Annotated in this window: 18 protein-coding genes; 12 read left to right on the plus strand and 6 right to left on the minus strand. The window is 60.9% G+C overall.

The genetic code is table 11. The annotated features are described in order from the left end of the window. Positions 1 to 209: 209 nt before the first annotated feature. The 3 genes from rpsT to PWJ82_RS01075 form a co-directional block, all read right to left on the minus strand. Positions 210 to 476: a 30S ribosomal protein S20 gene (gene rpsT, locus PWJ82_RS01065; protein WP_016442875.1), complete on the minus strand. Its 267-nt coding sequence runs from the start codon at positions 474 to 476 to the stop codon at positions 210 to 212. Between the two features lie 160 nt (positions 477 to 636). Next, positions 637 to 1,149, minus strand: coding sequence for a PH domain-containing protein (locus tag PWJ82_RS01070; protein ID WP_274734910.1), 513 nt, complete (start codon positions 1,147 to 1,149; stop codon positions 637 to 639). Between the two features lie 123 nt (positions 1,150 to 1,272). Continuing rightward, complete coding sequence (locus tag PWJ82_RS01075; RefSeq protein ID WP_274734912.1) at positions 1,273 to 2,301, minus strand: LLM class flavin-dependent oxidoreductase; 1,029 nt, start codon at positions 2,299 to 2,301, stop codon at positions 1,273 to 1,275. 48 nt (positions 2,302 to 2,349) lie between these two features. Here PWJ82_RS01075 and lepA point away from each other — a divergent pair, with 48 nt between their 5' ends. The 3 genes from lepA to hemW are packed head-to-tail and all read left to right on the plus strand — an operon-like array spanning position 2,350 to position 6,389. After that, positions 2,350 to 4,203 carry a translation elongation factor 4 gene (gene lepA / locus PWJ82_RS01080; protein ID WP_274734913.1) on the plus strand — a complete coding sequence of 618 codons (1,854 nt, stop codon included), beginning with the start codon at positions 2,350 to 2,352 and terminating at the stop codon, positions 4,201 to 4,203. A 2-nt stretch (positions 4,204 to 4,205) separates the two neighbouring features. Next, on the plus strand, positions 4,206 to 5,114 hold the full coding sequence (gene trmB / locus PWJ82_RS01085) for a tRNA (guanine(46)-N(7))-methyltransferase TrmB (protein ID WP_274734914.1): 909 nt from the start codon (positions 4,206 to 4,208) through the stop codon (positions 5,112 to 5,114). A gap of 6 nt (positions 5,115 to 5,120) precedes the next feature. Continuing rightward, positions 5,121 to 6,389, plus strand: a complete 1,269-nt coding sequence (hemW, locus tag PWJ82_RS01090; protein WP_274734915.1) for a radical SAM family heme chaperone HemW — start codon at positions 5,121 to 5,123, stop codon at positions 6,387 to 6,389. Positions 6,390 to 6,420: 31 nt separating this feature from the next. Here the strand turns inward: hemW and PWJ82_RS01095 are convergent, their stop codons facing one another. The 3 genes from PWJ82_RS01095 to PWJ82_RS01105 form a co-directional block, all read right to left on the minus strand. After that, complete coding sequence (locus PWJ82_RS01095; RefSeq protein ID WP_274734916.1) at positions 6,421 to 7,209, minus strand: SDR family NAD(P)-dependent oxidoreductase; 789 nt, start codon at positions 7,207 to 7,209, stop codon at positions 6,421 to 6,423. A 77-nt stretch (positions 7,210 to 7,286) separates the two neighbouring features. Continuing rightward, entirely contained in the window at positions 7,287 to 8,249 is a 963-nt protein-coding gene (locus PWJ82_RS01100; protein ID WP_274734917.1) for a DMT family transporter, read from the minus strand. A 225-nt stretch (positions 8,250 to 8,474) separates the two neighbouring features. After that, entirely contained in the window at positions 8,475 to 9,332 is an 858-nt protein-coding gene (locus PWJ82_RS01105; RefSeq protein WP_274734982.1) for a DUF3097 family protein, read from the minus strand. A 133-nt stretch (positions 9,333 to 9,465) separates the two neighbouring features. On the opposite strand from PWJ82_RS01105, the gene hrcA reads away from it, so the two are divergent. The 9 genes from hrcA to PWJ82_RS01150 all read left to right on the plus strand — a co-directional run bounded on the left by hrcA (position 9,466) and on the right by PWJ82_RS01150 (position 19,934). Beyond that, complete coding sequence (gene hrcA, locus PWJ82_RS01110) at positions 9,466 to 10,485, plus strand: heat-inducible transcriptional repressor HrcA (RefSeq protein WP_016442866.1); 1,020 nt, start codon at positions 9,466 to 9,468, stop codon at positions 10,483 to 10,485. Positions 10,486 to 10,595: 110 nt separating this feature from the next. After that, entirely contained in the window at positions 10,596 to 11,708 is a 1,113-nt protein-coding gene (locus tag PWJ82_RS01115) for a J domain-containing protein (protein WP_274734919.1), read from the plus strand. Further along, on the plus strand, positions 11,705 to 12,490 hold the full coding sequence (locus PWJ82_RS01120) for a 16S rRNA (uracil(1498)-N(3))-methyltransferase (RefSeq protein ID WP_274734921.1): 786 nt from the start codon (positions 11,705 to 11,707) through the stop codon (positions 12,488 to 12,490). Before PWJ82_RS01115 ends, PWJ82_RS01120 begins: the two co-directional genes overlap by 4 nt. Positions 12,491 to 12,496: 6 nt before the next feature. Continuing rightward, positions 12,497 to 13,468: a PhoH family protein gene (locus tag PWJ82_RS01125; protein WP_274734923.1), complete on the plus strand. Its 972-nt coding sequence runs from the start codon at positions 12,497 to 12,499 to the stop codon at positions 13,466 to 13,468. A gap of 97 nt (positions 13,469 to 13,565) precedes the next feature. Further along, positions 13,566 to 14,051: an rRNA maturation RNase YbeY gene (ybeY, locus tag PWJ82_RS01130; RefSeq protein ID WP_274733039.1), complete on the plus strand. Its 486-nt coding sequence runs from the start codon at positions 13,566 to 13,568 to the stop codon at positions 14,049 to 14,051. Positions 14,052 to 14,057: 6 nt separating this feature from the next. Then, positions 14,058 to 15,338 carry a hemolysin family protein gene (locus PWJ82_RS01135; protein ID WP_016442861.1) on the plus strand — a complete coding sequence of 427 codons (1,281 nt, stop codon included), beginning with the start codon at positions 14,058 to 14,060 and terminating at the stop codon, positions 15,336 to 15,338. 6 nt (positions 15,339 to 15,344) lie between these two features. Then, entirely contained in the window at positions 15,345 to 16,253 is a 909-nt protein-coding gene (era, locus tag PWJ82_RS01140) for a GTPase Era (protein WP_274734925.1), read from the plus strand. Positions 16,254 to 16,256: 3 nt separating this feature from the next. Next, a complete protein-coding gene (locus PWJ82_RS01145) occupies positions 16,257 to 17,870 on the plus strand; it encodes an alpha/beta hydrolase family protein (protein WP_274734927.1) in 1,614 nt (537 codons plus the stop codon). Positions 17,871 to 18,053: 183 nt separating this feature from the next. Next, positions 18,054 to 19,934: a 2-isopropylmalate synthase gene (locus tag PWJ82_RS01150; protein ID WP_274734930.1), complete on the plus strand. Its 1,881-nt coding sequence runs from the start codon at positions 18,054 to 18,056 to the stop codon at positions 19,932 to 19,934. Positions 19,935 to 19,942 lie beyond the last annotated feature (8 nt).

Below are 19,942 nucleotides of genomic sequence, written 5' to 3' on the forward strand. Positions count from 1 at the left end.
TGGCCGGGGTGTTTTTATATGTGAATAAACAAGCTAAGGGCGGTGGGGGTAACATACCCCCCCCATTAAATAAAAATATTTTTAAAAAAACCACCCCCCACCGGCGCGCCCCCCCCGGGGCCCCCCCCCCCTTTTCTCTAAGCATCAGCGCGGTGGATATAACAGATACAGCCGCGCCGGAGGTACGGCCTGCACGGCCGGAGCACAGCCTACTTGGCCAGTGCGTTCACGCGCTTAGCGAGCTTCGACTTGCGGTTCGCCGCCTGGTTGCGGTGGATAACGCCCTTGGACACAGCCTTGTCCAGCTTGCGGGAGGCCGCCGCCAGGAGGGTTTCCGCCTCTTCGGCATTGCCGGCTTCCACGGCAAGGCGAGTCTTACGGATGTAGGTCTTCAGTTCCGACTTAACGGCCTGGTTGCGAAGGCGACGCTTCTCGTTCGTCAGAACGCGCTTCTTCTGCTGCTTGATATTAGCCAATGAAATATCTCTTTCGGTCAATCGCTAGGCGATAGATGAATATGGTCGGAGAGGGAAGCGTTCCTCGTAGGACTGCGGGCGTGGGGCACCCGTGGTTGTTACGAAAGAACAAGGACTTGCCACCCGACCGGTGAAAGTCCATCTCCAAACACTACCAGAATCAGGCGGTTTCGCGCGAGGTCCCGGTGTGAATCCCCTCTCCCGCACGCTTGTCCAATAGCGTATTCAGAAACGTGGTGACAGCGGGAAGATTCGCAATGCGGCGCAGAGTGACTGTGGTACCTGACGTCGTCGTCACAAGAAGGGAACCGGAGGTCCCGGTACCCGCAGGTTGCGCATCCACCCGTGCCACCGCGGCGAGCGGAAGATCGTGCCCGAGCTTCGTGAACACCCCGCGCCGGGTAATAATCCGGCGGTTGGTAATACTCACCGTGCTCATATACCACTGCAGCCACGGCCACCCGGCAATCGCAATAAGCGCGAGAACCCCGGCCGCCACCACCAGCCACCCGGCCAGCGGCTGCCACCTACCCGGCAGCGCTACCACCCCGAGCACCGCGAGGAACACCACCGCCGCGGCACCGAGCGCCCGCGGCAGCAAATGCCGGGCATCGGGGTGCATATGGACAAGGAGTTCTTCGCCGGTTCCGAGTAGTTTTTGCGACAGAGGCATACTCACCATCGTGCCACAAAGAAAACGCGGGCGTGCGAGGCGGCTGATAGCGTGGGGGAAAAGAAACGCGAAGCTGCGCGATATGGTACGACGCCGGGCCTAGCTGCCAGCTCCGTGCCTTCCTCAGCTATCCAAGCCGTAGCCACGCGCGGTGAGCTCCAAGCACGCCAGTGATTCTTCATGCGAGGTAGCCTGCACCGAGATCATCAGTTCATCGGCCTGTGCATCGCGGGCAAACTTTTGCAGGTAGTCACCTACCTCGGCCGCGTCCCCCACCGCGGTGTAGCGGAGCATATCGAGGATTTGGCGGGCCTGCGCACTGTCCATGACCGCATCAAGATCCGCATCGGATACATCGCGGCTCGGCGCCCCGCGCAGCAGCATATTCCGGACCCGGGCCCGCTTGACCCGCTCAAATTCGCGGGCGGCTGCCTCTGAAGTTTCTGCCGCCGTCACATTCACCGCCGCAATCACATAGGGCTTGGCCAGCTCCTCCGAGGGTTGGAAATTCTCCCGGTAGTGGGCGATAGCCTCGTGGAGCAGGCGCGGAGCGAAATGGGATGCAAAAGAATAGGGCAGGCCCAGTTGCGCGGCCAGATCCGCCCCGAAAAGCGAAGAACCCAGAATGATGAGGGGCACGTGGGTGCCCTGGCCCGGATAGGCCGCCACCCCCGGCACCCGGGAAGCATCCCCGAGGAAACCCTGGAGTTCCACCACATCACGCGGGAAATTCTCATAGGCGCTGGCATCGCGGCGCAGCGCGTAGAGGGTACGGCTATCGGTGCCCGGCGCTCGCCCGAGTCCTAAATCAATACGCCCCGGATACATTTCCGCCAGCGCCCCGAATTGTTCAGCAATGACGAGCGGGGAATGGTTAGGGAGCATCACCCCGCCCGCACCCAGCCGAATTCGGGAGGTATGCGAGGCAACGTAGCCGATGATAATCGCGGGGGAGGAGGAGATCACCGTGGGCATATTGTGATGCTCGGTGTACCACACCCGGGTGTAACCGGCGGCTTCGGCACGCCTAGCGAGGTCCACGCAGCGGTGCAGGGCCGCGGCCGGAGCTTCGCCGTCGTACCGCGTAGCGAAATCTAACACTGACAAAGGAACATTCATGGCAACTCCCGTGACCGATATATCCATATCCATTATGGTCCAAGGACTATACTTGAGCAGAGTTTATTGTGAAGGAGAGACGTGCCTATTTCTTCCGCTGAGGAATCGCGCGCCATTATTCCGGGCGCGACGGCGCCCGAGCGTATCCGAAATTTTTGCATTATTGCGCATATTGATCACGGAAAGTCCACGCTGGCTGACCGGATGCTCCAGCTCACCGGGATTGTGGAGCAGCGCGAAATGCGTGATCAATACCTGGACCGGATGGATATTGAGCGTGAGCGCGGCATCACCATCAAATCGCAGGCCGTGCGTTTGCCGTGGTCGGTGGAGGGGAAAGCCTACGCTCTCAATATGATTGACACCCCGGGCCACGTGGACTTTTCTTATGAGGTCAACCGTTCGCTGGCGGCCTGCGAAGGCGCGGTGCTGCTCGTGGATGCCACCCAGGGAATTGAAGCGCAGACCCTGGCCAATTTGTATATGGCCATGGAAAACGATCTCACGATTATTCCCGTCCTCAATAAAATCGATTTGCCTTCCGCGCAGCCGGAAAAGATCGCGGAAGAAGTGGCTTCCCTCCTCGGCGTAGAACCGGAGGAATGCCTAGCCGTTTCCGGGAAAACGGGGGAGGGCGTGCCCGAGCTCCTCGATCGGATCGTCGCGGAGATTCCCGCGCCCTCCGGGCGTTCGGACGGGCCGGCTCGTGCCATGATTTTCGATTCTGTTTACGATATTTATCGCGGGGTCGTTACCTATGTGCGTGTGGTTGATGGTGAGCTGACCACCCGCTCGAAGGTGCGTACCATGGCCACCCGCACTGAACACGAACTCCTGGAACTGGGCGTGATTTCCCCCGAGCCTACGCCCACCACCGCGCTGGGCGCCGGGGAGGTCGGCTACCTTATTACCGGTGTGAAGGACGTACGCCAAACCCGCGTGGGGGATACCGTGACCGGTGCGCGCGAGAGCGCTACGGAAGCCCTGCCCGGCTACCTCGATCCGAAACCGATGGTGTATTCCGGAATTTACCCGATGGACGGCTCCGATTTCCCGAACCTGCGCGAGGCCCTGGAAAAACTCAAGCTCAATGATGCTTCGCTGGTTTACGAACCGGAAAGCTCGGTGGCCCTCGGTTTCGGGTTCCGCTGCGGCTTCCTGGGCCTGCTCCACCTGGAGATTATTCGCGAACGACTCGAGCGGGAATTCGACCTGGATATTATTGCCACCGCGCCTTCGGTGATCTACCGGGTCATCACGGATGCCGGTGAAGAACTCACGGTTACGAACCCCTCGGAATTCCCGGAAGGGAAAATTCGGGAGATTTACGAGCCGACCGTGCGTGCCACGATCCTGGCTCCCTCCGATTACGTGGGTTCCATTATGGAGCTGTGCCAGGAACGCCGCGGGGCGCTCCAGGGCATGGATTACCTCACCGCCGAACGCGTGGAGATTCACTACGTGCTACCGCTGGCGGAGATCGTCACCGATTTCTTTGACCAGCTCAAATCCCGCACGAAGGGCTATGCCTCCCTCGATTACGATATTTCCGGCGAACAGCCCTCCGATCTGGTCAAGGTGGATGTGCTGCTCAATCACGAACAGGTCGATGCTTTCTCCGCCATCGTCCACAAGGACAAGGCCTACTCCTACGGCAATGAGATGACGAAGAAACTCAAGACCCTTATCCCGCGCCAGCAATTCGAGATCCCGGTGCAGGCCGCGGTAGGTTCGCGCATTATTGCCCGCGAAACTATCAAGGCTCTGCGTAAGGACGTGCTTTCCAAGTGCTACGGCGGCGACGTCTCGCGTAAACGCAAACTGCTCGAGAAGCAGAAGGAAGGTAAGAAGCGCATGAAATCCATCGGGCGCGTGGACGTGCCCCAGGAAGCTTTCGTTGCGGCCCTCACCTCCGAAGCACCCACCGGGAAGTAAATATGTCCGAGCGTCCCGAAGATTTACGCGCGGCTCGCCCGGATGCCGCACCGCAGCAGCACGACGGCGCAGCCGGGCCCTCCGCACCCGACCGCTCCCAATGGCGCATCCGCTCTTTCTCCCTGCGCGGTTCGCGCCTGGGTGCGCGCCACGAAGAAACGGTGGCCCGCCACCCCGAGCTTTTCGTGCCGCTGGCCCCCGGACCCCAGGCCACCACGGTAGCCCTGGATGCCCGCTGTGACCTCGGGCAAGTTTTCGGCCGCCAGGCCCCGCTCGCCGTGGAAATCGGTCCCGGTTCGGGCGAGCACGGTGTCTCCTTCGCCCAGCGCCACCCCGAATATAATGTGCTGCTCGTGGAAGCCTGGGCTCCCGGTGCGGCGCGCTGCGTGGCCAGTATTCTGCGGGCGGACGTCACCAACGTGCGGGTGCTGGAAGCTGACGCCGCCCAGGCCCTCCCGGTCCTCTTTGGCTTGGAATGCGCGGGCTTGGTTCGCGGGGAAGATGTGACTGCCTGCGGGCCGGCGCGCAGCGCCACCCACCCCAATGCCGCGAATCCGCGCGCCGAGCAGGTGTGGACATTCTTCCCCGATCCCTGGCGCAAAGCCCGCCACCACAAGCGCCGCCTGGTTGCCGCGCCTTTTGCCACGGTGGTGGCCGGGATGCTCCGGGAAGGGGGCACCTGGCGACTGGCCACGGATTGGGATAATTACGCCTGGCAGATGCGCGACGTCGTCGAAACATCCCCGTATTTCACGAATCCGCACGCCGGTGAACGCCCCGACCCCACGGATCCCACCCCGGAACGTGGCGGTTTCGCACCGCGCTGGGAAGAACGCGTCCTCACCCGTTTTGAGGAACGCGGTATCGCGGCCGGGCGCACCATTCACGATATTCTCGCGGTGCGGGCCTAGGCTCCGATGGCGTCCCTCCCGCACGGCGAGCCGGCTCCGGCCTCCGGCGCACTCCCAAACCCGGATGTGAGCGCCGGTTTTTCCGCCTACGTTCATATTCCTTTTTGCACGGTGCGCTGCGGTTATTGCGATTTCAACACCTACACTAAGGCGAGCTTCGGGCCAGGTGCGGGCCGCGATGATTTTCCAGCTACTCTCGCCCGTGAAATAGCGCTTTCACGGGAGGTTCTCGACACCGGCACCAACCGCGCCGCGCTGCGCACCGTTTTTTTCGGGGGCGGTACTCCCACCCTGTTGGATGCCGAGCAGCTCGTCGCGGTACTCGCGGAGCTGGAGTGCGCTTTCGGTCTAGCCGAGGGCGCCGAAATCACCACGGAATGCAATCCGGAATCCGTGGACCGCGAGGCCCTCGCCACCCTGCGTGCCGGCGGTTTCACCCGCATCTCTTTTGGGATGCAATCAGCTGTGCCCGAGGTGCTGCGCACCCTTGACCGCCAACACAGTCCCGGCCAGGTGGAACGCGTCACCGGCTGGGCCCGCGAGCTTGGTTTGGAGTATTCTCTCGATCTTATTTACGGGGCGCCGGGGGAGACGATGGCGCAGTGGCGCACCTCCCTCGCGGCCGCCCTCACCCTCGAACCCGCGCATATCAGCGCCTACGGGCTCATGGTGGAGCCCGGCACTAAAATGGGAATGCAGGCCCGCCGCGGTCTCATTAGCCTCCCCGATCCGGACGAGCTCGCCGATAAATACGAGGTCGCGGATGATATCCTCAGCGCGGCTGGCTACCGCTGGTACGAAATTTCGAATTGGGCCCGACCCGGTCACGAATGCCGCCACAATTGCTATTACTGGGAGAACGCGAATTGGTGGGGTTACGGCCCCGGCGCGCACTCGCATATTAATGGGGTGCGGTTTTGGAACGTTAAACATCCGAGCGCGTATGCGGATCGGGTCTGGGCGCGCGGAATAGGGAACAACGACGGCGCCGCCGCGCCACGCGCGGCGGGCGGGATAGCAGCGAGCCAGCCGGCCATTACGTCGCCGGCCCTGGAGCGAGAAATTCTCAGCCCGGCCGAACAACGCGAAGAAAAAATCATGCTCGGTATCCGGATGCATAGCGGAATTGATATCCCGCGGGGCGTGGACGCCGCGGTGGTGGAGGGCCTGGTCCGGGATGGTCTAGTCGAGGCAGAAACCGCGCGCGCCGGGCGCCTCGTTCTGACCCGGCGCGGGCGGCTCCTGGCTGATACCGTGACCCGGGCTCTTTGGTAGAGCTGATCCTGGTATGTGAAACGGATAGGCTTTAGCGGCCGGTGTAACCGGCATCCACGGCGATTACGGTACTCGTCACGTAAGAAGCCGCGTCGGAGAGCAACCACAGGGCCGGTTGCGCGATTTCGCGCGGGCTACCAAAACGGTTGAGTAAGGAAATCATGGGTGCGTATTCCTCACCGCTAGTTCCAAGAGCTTCTAAGGCGTCATGCAACATTGGTGTATCAATAGCACCCGGGGCAATGGCGTTAACGCGGATATTATGCGGGCCGTTCTCCACTGCTGCTACCTTGGTTAGGCCAATTACTCCATGTTTGGCAGAAACATAAGCAGGATTAAATGGTTGGGGTCGAATGCCGGAAACCGAAGCGGTATTGACGATAGCACCTCCATCACCTTGTGCGAGGAATTGCTTAATTTCGTACTTCATGCACAGCGCCACACCTTTGAGATCGACTTTCATGAGCTTATCCCAGTAGTCTTCATCGAATTCGGAGGTGAGTGCATTATCGGGCGCAGCAGCTGCATTATTGAAAGCTCCATCCAGGCGTCCGTAGGTTTCTACCGCGGTCGCAACCATATTTTGGACGGATTCGGAATCTGAGACATCTGTACATACCGCAATAGCTTTGCCACCAGCCTGCTTGATGGTAGCGACGGTTTCTTCAGCGCCGTCTAGATTGTAATCAGCGACGATGACCTTAGCGCCGGCTTCAGCAAAAAGAATCGATGCTTCGCGCCCGAGCCCGGAGGCTCCTCCCGTGACGATAACGCTCTTATCGGAGAGAACCGGGAAAGTGGTGACATTGTTAGTCCGCATAGCTACTCCTTCGTGATAAGGGACCTTAGTCGCAATCTATCGAAGGGTGGCTGCAGTGGTCGTCCGGCACGGAGTTTTTACGCTACGGGCCTACGCCGAATGCGTAGTGACGGCCGTTTGATGCCGAGCCGGTAGCGGCGCTTGGGTGCCCGCCCGATGAGGAAAATTCCGAGCAGCATAATAATGGCGCCCAGCCATTGCAGAGTGGAGAGCCGTTCGCCAACCAGCACCGCGGAAAAAATGATGGCGCTCAGCGGCTGAATCAAAATAAGGGTAGCGGCCACCGAAGGATTAACCAGCGGCATACTTGCCTGGCAGAACAACCACCCCAGCACCTGACTGGAGAGCGCAATAAGAATCATCCAGCCCCAGGAACTAGCTGAGAGCGCGAGGGTGAGGGGACCATGGGTGACAATGAGCAGCGGGGTGGACACCACCGTGGTTACTAGGCAGACGATCGCCATAGCGGTGCCCTGATGGTGCGGAGAATTAGTGCGCCCGGTGAGGACCACGTACACGGTATAGGTGAGGCCCGCGAGTGCAGAGAGGATAATGCCGCGTATCAGATCGGATCCGCCGGCGCCGTCGAGGATGCCCGAAAGCAAGAAAATCCCGCCGAGGGAAAAAGGCGCTGCCACGAAAAACATCCACGGGACCCGGTTGCGGAAGAAAATCCAGGCGACCAGAGGTACCGCGAGGGCCTGCACGTAATTGACCACCACCGCGGAAACCGACGGGCCGGCCAGCAGCACCGAAGGCGTCCACAAGGCCATATCCACCCCGAAGCACACTCCGCATACCGCGTAGAGCAGTAGATCAGTGCGCCGCATTGGCCCGTACTGGCGCCATTCGTGGATGACCATGGGCAGCAGGGCAAGGAAAGCTAAGCCGAAGCGGAAGAATACAACCGTGGTGGCATTTTCTCCCGATAGCGTGATAAAGGGAGAGACAAGTCCCACGAGAACCGAAGCAACGGCGAGGGTGCCGCGCGGGGACGCAACCGCGATTTTGTCCACGAGTGAGCGGCGCTGGAGGGCCACGTGATCACAACTCCTGATAGGGGTGCAGAAGAACCGAAACAACGAGGGCAGCGGCTCCGGTCGGGACCAGATAGGCGCCACGCAGCAAGGATATACCCTGAGGGCCTCAGGATTGTAGCTAGGTTCGCGCAGCGGTTCCGGAAGGGGTGCTAATCGCGCTTATTGCCGGGATCGGAGAGGTGTAGTTTGTGGCTCCACCCGGGCGTGGGCGGGTGCTTCTTCCCCCTACCGGGTGCCGGCAGCGGTGACGAAATCGATGAGTTCTTCCATGCGACCCAGCAGTGCGGGTTCAATGTCTTTATACGAATGCACGCAGGCGAGAATACGGGACCAGGCCCGGCCAATATCCTCGGGGGTCTCGTGGGGCCAACCGAGGCGGCGCAGGGTGCCGATCTTAATATCTTCCCCGCGCGGTACCTCCGGCCAGGCCCGCAAGCCCACGGTGGTAGGTTTAATCGCTTGCCACACATCAATATAGGGGTGTCCTAGTACCAGTACTCCCGGGCCGGCCACCCGCGCCGCGATCCGCGATTCCTTAGAGCCGGGAACCAGGTGATCCACCAGCGCCCCCAGGCGGTGCTCATTGTCAGGGGCAGTTTCCTTTACCACGGCCTCCAGATTATCCACCCCGAGTAATTCTTCGACCACCACTCCTTCGAGGGCTAGATCTTCACCCCAGATCTTGGCCACCAGTTCGGCGTCGTGCTTACCTTCCACCCAGATACGTGAGGCGCGCGCGACGCGTGCCCGTGCCTGCACGTGAAAAGAACCGGAGGCGGTCAGGAGCCGGCCGCGCGGAATCTCCACTTTCGGGACGGTGATCTCCACTGGCTCCCCCTCGATCCAATAGCCTTTGCCCAACGGGAAGGAACGGCGCACCCCGCCGCGGCCCTCCAGTTCCATCTGCCAGCGCCCGGCAACTTTCCCCACCGAGAGCACTTCGCCCACAAAACCGGAGGCCACGTCTTCAATGAGGAGGCCGGGCGCGGCCGGGACGGGGCGGGAGGTGCGGCGGTGGTCGTGCGGATCGCGAGCGAGCACGTCGTCGCCGTAGCGATCAGGCATTCCGGTAGCAGAGAACATCACGCTCTAAGGGTATGCGCTCAGGGTCCGCCCCGCGTAGAATTAGCACTCGAAGGTATAGAGTGCTGAGTGGGGCTCGGGGTAAGGCTACGGGCAACGCCGCGGTTCCACGGCACAGGGAGGAAGGATACAGGTGGCGGCAGAAGATCGGCGCGGGCGCGTTCTTGAGGCGATTGTGCGCGATTACGTCACCACCCGCGAACCGGTGGGGTCCAAGGCTCTCGTGGAACGCTACGCTCTGGGAGTTTCCCCGGCCACCGTCCGCAATGATATGGCGGTCCTGGAAGAAGCTGGGCTGCTCACCCATCCGCATACCTCGGCCGGGCGCATCCCTACCGATGCTGGCTACCGGGCTTTCGTGGACTCCCTCACCACCGTCAAACCGCTCTCCCGGGCAGAACGGCGCGCTATTAGCCAAATCCTGGATGCCGCTGTGGATCTTGATGATGTGCTGGATCGCGCCGCGCGCTTGCTGTCCCACCTCACCCAGCAGGTCGCGGTTATCCAATACCCGGCCCTGGATAAAGCTCTTTTGCGCCACCTGGAACTTATTTGGCTCGGCGCTACCCGCATTCTCCTCGTGGTTATTACCAGCGCGGGGCGGGTAGAGCAGCGCGTTATTGCGGTGCCTGCACACCTGGAGGGCCTGGATGTGGATGCGGTAAGCCGGGAGGTGACCGCCCGCTGTAACGGTCAGCCGCTCACCACCGCAGTTGGAGTGCTCGCGGAGATCGCCGAGCGGAGTGAACCGGAAGTCTCCGCAGCTCTGCGTGATATTGCGGCGGCGCTCACCACCGCGGTGCATACCGGCGCGGAGGATCGCCTCACCATGGCCGGAACCGCCAATCTTTCCCGCCATTCGGTGGATTTCCTCCACTCGATTTCCCCGGTGCTGGATGCCCTGGAAGAACAGGTAGTGCTCTTGCGCCTCCTCGCCGCGATGGAAACTGATGTGGCAGTATCCATCGGAGTGGAAAATGACCATGAAAACCTGAGCGAAACGTCGGTGGTTTCCTCAAGTTACGAAGTAGCCGGGCATGAAGTGGCCCGGGTGGGCGTGGTTGGTCCTACCCGGATGGACTATCCCGGGAATATCGCGGCGGTGCGCGCCGTTGCTCACTATCTATCCGGTATTCTATCCGGGCAGTCATAAGTGCGGTGGTACCACAGCAGCTGGGAGCACGGCCTTTGAACGGGCACTCATCAGCTAGGTAGCACGCCGGGGCGCAGGCGGGCGCAGAACATAACAAAGACGGGAGAAATGTGGCTGATTTTTACGAAACCCTCGGGGTGGAACGTGATGCGAGCCAGGAGCAAATCCGCAAAGCGTACCTGCGCCTTTCGCGCAAATTACACCCGGATCACGCCGGTCCGGAAGCCGCTGAACGCTATAAGGAAGTCAATGAAGCGTATACGGTGCTTTCCAACCCGGACTCGCGCCGTCAATATGACCTGGGCGGGCGCGGCGGGGGAGCCGGAGCCGGCGGTTTTGGTTTCGATATGAACGACATCTTCTCCACCTTCTTCGGGGGAGCGGGTATGCGCGCCGGCGGCCCGACCCCGCGAGGGGAACGTGGGCGTGATGCACTTCTCGGTTTGAGCATCGAACTCTCCGACGTGGTCTTCGGTGCCCAGCGCCAGATAAGTGACTCTTTCTTCGCTGTATGCCCTACATGTGCGGGCCGCGGTTGCGCGGCCGGCTCCCAGCCGGTGACCTGCGGGGCCTGCCAAGGCCAGGGGATGGTCCAGCAAGTCACGAATTCTCTCTTCGGTCAAATGGTGACCCAGGTGCCCTGCCACACTTGCGAAGGCCACGGTACCATCATTGCCGACACCTGCCGTCCCTGCCACGGCACCGGGCGCATTCGCCAAGAAAAAACCCTCACCGTAGATATCCCGGCTGGCATCGAGAACGGCATGCGCATCCGCCTGCGCGGCCAGGGCGATGCCGGAACCTTCGGCGCCCCGGCCGGCGATATTTTCGTGGAAATCCGGGTGGAAGAACACCCCATTTTCCAGCGGGTGGGCGATGAACTCCTCGGCGAGGTCCAGGTGCCCATGACTTTCGCGGCCCTGGGCGGCAACGTCACCATACCCACCCTGGATGGGGACCGGGAGTTGGAGATTCCCGCCGGGACCTCCTCCGGCGTAGTCCTCACCCTCAAAGGCCTGGGCGTGGCTCGCTTGCGCGGTAAGGGCCGCGGGGATATGCGGATTACAGTCGCGGTGAAAACCCCCACCGACCTGGATGAACGCCAGCGCGAACTGCTGCGCGAACTGGCCGAACTGCGCGGGGAAAGTGTGCAGGATGCCCAGCTATCCGAGCAGGGCAAATCCTTCTTCGATAAATTGCGCGAAAGGTTGAGTTCGCTGTGACGCTCCCGCTTTTCTTCGCCGACTTCCCCGCCACCCGGCCCGGGGGCGGAGCCGGCGCCTGTCTCCGGGTGGGCCAGGAACTGAGCCTCACCGGTGAAGAAGCTCGCCACGCCAGCGTGATGCGGATCCGGGTTGGCGAGGAAATCCTGCTCTCCGATGGGGAGGGCCGGCGGGCCCGCTGCACGGTGAGCGTCGTCGCCAAAAATGATGTGCGCGCCCGTGTTGAAGAAGTGAGCGCGGAGCCGAAACCGGCCGGGCCCATCACCCTGGTGCAGGCCCTCGCGAAGGGCGGCCGCGACGAACAAGCGGTGGAAACCTGCACCGAATACGGGGTGTGGGATATCGTCCCGTGGGAAGCGGCCCGCTGCGTCGCTTCTTGGAAAAATAAAGAGGAGAAGGGCCGAGCCCGCTGGCAGGCGACGGCACGCGCCGCGGCGAAACAATCACGGCGCAGCTACATTCCGCGTATCCGTTCTTTAAGCACGACGGCGCAGCTGCCCCAGGCCCTTACCGGGAACACCGTGTTAATCTGTCATGAGGAAGCCGACGTTACCCTGGCTGAGGCGGTGGCCCGCGGAACGGTGAGCTTCGCGCAAGTGGCCGGACCCGTGGCCGTGATTATCGGTCCGGAAGGCGGAATCGCGCCGGAAGAGATGGAGTCCTTGCAGGCGGCGGGCGCTATCCCGGTGCTCCTGGGCGCGCATGTGCTGCGCAGCGCCTCCGCCGGGGCTTACGCCCTGGCAAGTATTGCCACCGTGCGCGCGCTGGGCGCGCTACTATAGGACGTAATGACGCACACAGAACACAGCCAGCGCACCATTGTTGTGCCGGACCGAGTTTCCATGATTCAGCTGCTCGGGCATCGTGATGACGTCCTGCGGACCTTGGAAGAACGGCTGGCCCCCACCACTATTCACGTGCTTGGCCACCGGATCACCCTGACCGGCTCGGCTGCCGAGCTTGATTTTGCCGAATCACTCATCGGGGAATTAATCGACGTCGTCGCCGAAGGTGAAATCCTCACCCGGGACGCAGTCGCCCGCGCAGTTGATATTGCGCGCGCCGGCGTAGCGCATCCCACCACGCTGCTGCACACCGATATTTTATCTAACCGCGGCAAAACCATCCGGCCGAAAAGCCTGGGCCAGAAGGCGTACGTGGACGCCATCGACACCCACGATATTACTTTCGGGATCGGCCCGGCCGGCACCGGGAAAACCTATCTTGCCATGGCCAAAGCGGTGGTGGCTCTCAATGAGGGGCAGGTCAAACGTATTATTTTGACGCGCCCGGCGGTGGAAGCCGGAGAATCCCTCGGTTTTTTGCCCGGATCCCTCACCGATAAAATCGATCCGTATCTGCGCCCGCTTTACGACGCCATGTATGACATGCTCGACGTGGATTCCATCCCGAAACTCATGGCCGCGGGCACCATTGAGGTGGCGCCGTTGGCATATATGCGTGGGCGCACCCTCAACGATGCTTTCGTGATTTTGGACGAGGCGCAGAACACCACACCCGAACAGATGAAGATGTTCCTCACCCGGCTCGGCTTCAACTCTAAGATGGTGGTGACAGGCGATATCACCCAGGTTGATCTCGGTGCGAATAAAGTGTCCGGATTGCAGGTGGTGCGTCGGATTCTACGTGATGTTCCGGGGATTCATTTCTCGGAGCTGAGCTCGGCGGACGTGGTGCGCCACCGCCTGGTTGCCGAAATTATCGATGCTTATGCTCGCTGGGATTCCCGGCAGCGTTAGCGCGGGTGATAGGTGTGAGTAGTGGCGTGCGTTGCAACTCTAGTAGCGGTAGAACTGTTTCGAGGAAATTTAGGGAACGGTTGTCAGGAAAGACCACATGATTGAAGTAAATGACGAATCGAGTTTTAGTCCGGCTGCGGATCTGGAAGAAATATCGGAGCTAGCTACCTACGTCCTCGATAAGATGCGGGTGCATCCCATGGCGGATCTATCTATCGTGCTCCTCGATGAGGATGCCATGGCGGATCTTCACGTCACGTGGATGGATCTGGAAGGTCCCACCGATGTGATGTCCTTCCCGATGGATGAGGTGCGCCCGGCCCCACCGGGTGAAGAACCGCGCCCGGGGATGCTCGGCGATATTGCGGTATGCCCGCAGGTCGCCAGCCGCCAGGCCCACGCCATGGGGCACTCCACCGCGGAAGAAATTCTCCTCCTCGTCACCCACGGGATCTTGCATCTGCTCGGCTACGACCACGCAACCCCGGAAGAAAAAGACACCATGTTTGCTTTGCAACGCCAACTCCTCCTCGTGTTCCTATCGGAACGCGGGGGAGGCGATCCGCGCCCCACGGAGGTGTAAGAAAGGATGGATCACTTACCCGTGGCAGCGGGAACGCTGCCCTCCGCCCCGTTTTATATCGCCGCAGGCCTGTGCCTTCTGCTTTCCTTGTGGTGCACGGTTGTCGGCGCCGCCCTCGGGCGCATGACCCGCACCGAAGCCGCGGAAATGTACGCGCATAAGGAACGCGGTTCGGCACGTGTGGTGGCAATTATGGCTCGCCGCCCAGCCGCCTCCATGGGCATCGCGGTGGTGCGGGCCCTGCTCATGGCCAGCTACGGAATCTGCTTTACTTTTGCCCTGGGAACGGATGTAGCTGCCTGGTGGCAGATCTTCCCTATTTTCTTCGGCGTGACGGTGCTTGCTCTCCTCGCTTTTGCTTTCTTCAACCCCCTGAGTTTCGGGGTGGAACGCCACCAGCGGGTACTGCGCAAAGCCACCTGGTGGCTTTCCCCGCTCACCTGGTTGCTCTCACTACTCATCAGGGAACGCGAATTTTCACCCGAGGAAGCCGAACAACGGCAAGAAGACCAGCTCGCGGTTATGGTGGAACGCGTGGCTGAATCCGAGGCCTTGGATGATGCCGAACGCGATATCCTGCAATCGCTTTTCGATATGGGGAACACCCTGGTGCGGGAGGTTATGGTCCCGCGTACCGATATGATCGCGGTGGAGGCGGATGAAACCCTCGACCGCGCCATCTCATTGTTTACTCGCTCCGGATTCTCGCGGGTGCCCGTGTACCGGGAATCCATTGATGACGTTATCGGGGTGCTCTACCTCAAGGATGTGATCCGGCGGGTGCACCGGCGCCACCAGCACGATGACCTGCGGGTGGCCGATCTGGTACGCGAACCAGTTTTCGTTCCGGAAACTAAAATTATTGATACCCTCATGCGGGAAATGCAGGCCGATCAGGTTCATATCGCCCTCGTCGTGGATGAATACGGCGGTATCGCCGGACTCGTTACCATCGAGGACCTCGTGGAAGAACTTGTGGGAGAAATTTCTGATGAACACGACCGGGCCCTCCCGGCCGTGGAAGAGCTCGAGGCGGGTAGTTTCCGCATCCCGGCGCGTATGCCCATCGATGACCTAGGTGACCTCTTCGGAATCGAATTGGAGGACGACGACGTTGATACCGCCGGCGGGCTCTTCGCCAAGAGTATCGGGCGGGTTCCCATCCGGGGAGCCGAAACCACCGTGGCGGGAATTCACATGGTTGCTGACCGTTTCGAAGGGCGCCGGCGCCGGTTATCGACTATTATCGTTGCGCGCGAAGAAACCGACGATGATGGTGAGGACTAGAACACGATGACGGTGGAGAACACAGAATTTCGGGCCGGGTTCGCCTCGGTGGTGGGCCGCCCGAACGCCGGGAAATCAACCCTCACCAATGCGATGGTGGGCAAGAAGGTAGCGATTACCAGCGCCCGCCCGGAAACCACCCGGCGTATTATTCGCGCCATTGTGACTCGGGATGCAGGTCAGGTGATTCTGGTTGATACCCCCGGGATGCACCGCCCCCGCACCCTGCTGGGTGAACGCCTGGGTGATATGGTGCGCGATTCCATCGCCGATGTAGACACCATTGTTATGTGTCTTCCCGCTAATGAAAAACTTGGGCCGGGCGATAAATACCTCCTCGATCTGGCGGTGCGCGCGAAAGTCCCCATGATCGCCGCGATTACTAAAACTGATCTGGTGAGCCGCGAAGCCCTCGCGGAAAAGATCGCGGCCGTGGCGGCTTTCCACGATTTTGTGGAGATCGTACCGGTCAGCGCCGCCACGATGGATCAGGTAGAGCTCCTCACCGAGCAGATTATTAAACAGCTTCCCGTCTCCCCGCCGCTATATCCGCTGGATGCCATTACCGATGAAACCGAAGAAACCCTTATCGCGGAGCTTATCCGCGAAGCGGGCCTGGAAAAAATGCGCGAAGAACTTCCGCATTCCCTCGCGGTTACCATCGATGAAATTATTGAGGACACCGCACCTAACGGCGTCCCGCTGGTGCGCATCCATGCCTCGCTACACGTGGAACGCGATTCCCAAAAAGGGATTGTTATCGGGCGCGGGGGTGCCCGCCTGCGCCAGATTGGGCGCGATGCCCGCAAAGCCATTAAGGCGCTGCTCGGTACTCCGGTCTATCTCGATTTGCACGTGAAAGTTTCCAAAGACTGGCAGCGCGACCCGAAAATGCTGGATCGACTCGGGTTCTGATACGTGCGCCTCACCGATCTTCCCTACACCCCGCCCACCGAGAATCCGCCGCCGGGGCGCACCCTGGTGCCGGCCAGCGCAATGGACGGCACGGAACATCCAGAACGCAGTGCGCGGCGGGGATGGCGGCGCTGGCTTCCCACCCATAAACGTTTCGTCACCTGGCTGATTGTGGTGCTGGCCGCCGGGCTCGTCGGGAGCGCTTTCGGCCCGGGCTGGAATCCGCAACCCATGACCGCGGCGATCGCTCCGCAAACTTCGGATACTACAATTTTCACCGGGGTTCCCACCGCGCGGCTGGGAACATACGAGGTGGCAAGTAGCACGGTCACCGTTACTTTGCGGGATGGCACTCCTATTCCCGCCGTCGTCAAACGCCCGGTGGGTGCGGGACCGGTAGTACCGGGCATGCTTTTTATTCACGGTACCGGTACCTCCTCCGCGCGTGATTTCGGGCGTGAAACCGAAGCTATTGCTTCCACCGGGATTGTCACGGTGGTTCCGGAAAAACGGGTAGCGAACTACACGACGACGCATCGCGACTACCTCCAGCTCGCCGCGGATTTCGAGGACGTCTACCGCGAGATGCTCTCCTGGGATGACGTTGATGCGCGCCACTCGGGCCTGTACGCAGTATCCGAAGGCTGCTTCGTGGCACCAATTGTCGCCACCAGCGCGAGGGCGGTGAATTACGTGGCGCTTATCAGTGCGCCTGTGCTGCCGATCCGCCAGCAGGGGGCCTACGCGGCCGACGCCTATCTGCGGGAAATTCACGCGCCGGAACGCCTGCGCGCCGCTATTCCGAAACTTATCGGCCAGGATTTCGGTCCTGATACCTTCCGCTATATCGATTTTGATGCGGCTCCGTATGAGAAGCGGATGACCATGCCGGTTCTCATGCTCTACGGCACGGCTGATAATTCCATGCCGACCATCCAGGGTCCGCAGATGATGAGCGAGTACCTGGAAGAGGCCGGAAACAGCGCGCTTACGGTGCGCTATTACAAGGACGCGGATCACGGCCTCCAGATCAACCGCAGGCAGCTGTCTCGGGCAGCTATGCAGGATACCGCGGATTGGGTTAACGGTTTACCTTTTACGGCGACGGCGCAACCGCGGGTGGCCGGTGACCAACCCCGGCAGGCCTTCGTGGCACCCACCCTCACGGCCGGCGGATGGTTCACCGCCCAAACGGCGCTCTATATCGCACTGGGTGGTGTGGCCCTTCTCGGACTCAGCATTGTGCTGGTGGCGGTGTGCTGGATTCCGGTGCGCGGGCATCGACTCTCGAATTTCTCCGGATCGGGGGCAGCTCTCAATCTCGCTTCGCTTTCCGTGGTGGGTGCCTGGGCGGTCTTCCTCGTGTACCTGGTGGCCGTTGCCCATATCGCGCTCACCTACTCCCATAATCTCCTCATCGTCCAGGGCGGTTTTGCTCTTGTCCACCTGGCGGCGCTGGGTGCGGCATGGATGCACGTGCGGGCCGCTTTCCGCAGCTGGAAGGCTCGGCCCGGCATGGGGCGCATCGCGCGCGTCACCACACTTCTCACCCTCTGCGCCCAGGCGGTCCTGCTCCTGAGCTTGGGGTACTGGAACGCCTTCCCGGCGGTACTCTAAGTCTCACATCTCGGACAAATCTGTGCGTATTCAGCTAGTTGAGGGGCTAGAGTTATCGGTATGGGTTTCTCTCGCCTTCTCCTTATGAGCCGCCGCGAGCTTATTCGGCTTCTCGCGGCGGGTTAAGCTGCGCCGTCGTTCTTAAATTTGACCGCCACACAGAGAATAAAAGGTGACCACCCCATGAAAACTTCCGGATACACGCACCGTCAGCGCCCCTCGGGTATGCCGTTCTACAAGTACCGGCCTTTCCTTGACACCAATCCGATTGCGCTGCCGGATCGTACCTGGCCCAATAATCGCATTACCAAGGCGCCGCGCTGGCTCTCCACCGATCTGCGCGACGGCAACCAGGCCCTTATCGAACCGATGGATATGATCCGCAAGCGGCGGATTTTCGATCTGCTCGTCAAGATCGGCGTAAAAGAAATTGAGATTGGTTTCCCGGCCGCTTCCCAAACCGATTGGGATTTTGTGCGCTCCCTGGCGGAGGACGGTGCGGTTCCCGAAGACGTAACAGTTTCGGTTCTTACCCAGTCGCGCCCCGAACTTATTCACCGCACTATCGATGCGCTGGCCGGATTCCCGCGTGCCACCGTGCATCTGTACAACGCCACTTCGCCGGTTTTCCGCGATGTAGTTTTTGGATCCTCCAAGGAAGCCATTCGTGAATTGGCCATGGCCGGAACCCGGGAAATTGTGGCCTACGCCGAAAAAGTTCTTCCGGATGATCTTATTTTCGGCTTCGAATACTCCCCGGAAATCTTCGTGGACACTGAAATTGATTACGCCCTTGACGTGTGCTCATCCGTCATGGATGTGTGGCAACCGGATGCCGAGCGCGAAATTATTATTAACCTGCCCACCACGGTGGAACGCGCCACCCCGAACGTCTACGCCGATCAAATCGAATACTTCTCCCGTCATATTCCCAAACGTGAGTACGTGGCGCTTTCCGCACATAACCACAATGATCGCGGCACCGGGGTAGCCACCACTGAATTGGCCATGCTAGCCGGTATCGACCGGGTGGAGGGCTGTCTCTTCGGGCAGGGGGAGCGCACTGGAAATGTTGATCTCATTACGGTCGCCATGAATCTTTATTCCCAGGGAATTGATCCGGAACTGGATCTTTCCGATATTGACGCCATCGTGGATGTGTGCGAAGAATGCACCGGGATTGAGGTGGGGCCGCGGGTGCCCTACGCTGGCTCACTCGTCTACACGTCCTTCTCCGGCTCCCATCAGGACGCCATTAAGAAAGGCATGCAGCGCCGGTCCGCAGATTTGGCCGCAGCCGGGGGAGACGAGCGGCAAGTTCCCTGGGCGCTGCCCTATTTGCCCATTGACCCGAAAGATGTGGGACGCACCTACGATGCCATCGTGCGGGTCAACTCCCAATCCGGCAAGGGCGGGGTGGCCTACCTTATGCAAACCACCCGGAACTTGGATCTGCCGCGGCGCATGCAAATCGAGCTGTCCCGCATCGTGCAGACCTGGACAGAACATACCGGAGAAGAAGTCAGTGCGGATACCCTCTGGGATATTTTCGTGGATGAATACCTCCCGCTCTCGCAAGGGTACGGGGAGCAGGAGCTTGCGTATGCTGCTGCGACGGAGCCGGCGGGCGCTACCGGAGCGAACTCGGCGGGCACGGTAGCGAAACCGGCCGGCGCGGCGGAGCTGCGCGGGGTACCGGGTAAGGCCAGCACTCCGTGGGGACGTTACCGTTTGCGCGCTCTGGAATTCACAAACCACAGCGGTGGGGTAACCGATATTAGCGCCGTCGTTGAAACTCAGGCTGACGGCGTGCAGCATAGCCTGCACGGCAGCGGCAACGGGCCCATCCACGCTTTCGTGACCGCGATGGAACAGCTCGGTGAATATATCCGTGTGCTCGACTACGCCGAACACACCCTGAGCGAAGGTACGGATGCCTCGGCTGCTGCGTATGTGGAATGCGAGATTGATGACCAGGTGCTATGGGGCTGCGGTATTCACACCTCCACGACACGCGCCGGCCTCAAGGCGATTATCTCGGCTGTCAATCGCGCGCACCGCTAAACTGGGGG

The organism is Actinotignum schaalii (assembly GCF_028864145.1).
Classification (GTDB): domain Bacteria; phylum Actinomycetota; class Actinomycetes; order Actinomycetales; family Actinomycetaceae; genus Actinotignum; species Actinotignum schaalii_B.

Coding starts and splice junctions, on each gene's coding strand:
- ybeY (WP_274733039.1), top strand. CDS start 13,566: ATGATTGAAGTAAATGACGAATCGAGTTTTAGTCCGGCTGCGGATCTG.
- PWJ82_RS01125 (WP_274734923.1), top strand. CDS start 12,497: ATGACGCACACAGAACACAGCCAGCGCACCATTGTTGTGCCGGACCGA.
- PWJ82_RS01070 (WP_274734910.1), bottom strand. CDS start 1,149: ATGCCTCTGTCGCAAAAACTACTCGGAACCGGCGAAGAACTCCTTGTC.
- era (WP_274734925.1), top strand. CDS start 15,345: ATGACGGTGGAGAACACAGAATTTCGGGCCGGGTTCGCCTCGGTGGTG.
- PWJ82_RS01075 (WP_274734912.1), bottom strand. CDS start 2,301: ATGGATATGGATATATCGGTCACGGGAGTTGCCATGAATGTTCCTTTG.
- hemW (WP_274734915.1), top strand. CDS start 5,121: ATGGCGTCCCTCCCGCACGGCGAGCCGGCTCCGGCCTCCGGCGCACTC.
- PWJ82_RS01105 (WP_274734982.1), bottom strand. CDS start 9,332: ATGTTCTCTGCTACCGGAATGCCTGATCGCTACGGCGACGACGTGCTC.
- PWJ82_RS01150 (WP_274734930.1), top strand. CDS start 18,054: ATGAAAACTTCCGGATACACGCACCGTCAGCGCCCCTCGGGTATGCCG.
- PWJ82_RS01095 (WP_274734916.1), bottom strand. CDS start 7,209: ATGCGGACTAACAATGTCACCACTTTCCCGGTTCTCTCCGATAAGAGC.
- PWJ82_RS01135 (WP_016442861.1), top strand. CDS start 14,058: ATGGATCACTTACCCGTGGCAGCGGGAACGCTGCCCTCCGCCCCGTTT.
- trmB (WP_274734914.1), top strand. CDS start 4,206: ATGTCCGAGCGTCCCGAAGATTTACGCGCGGCTCGCCCGGATGCCGCA.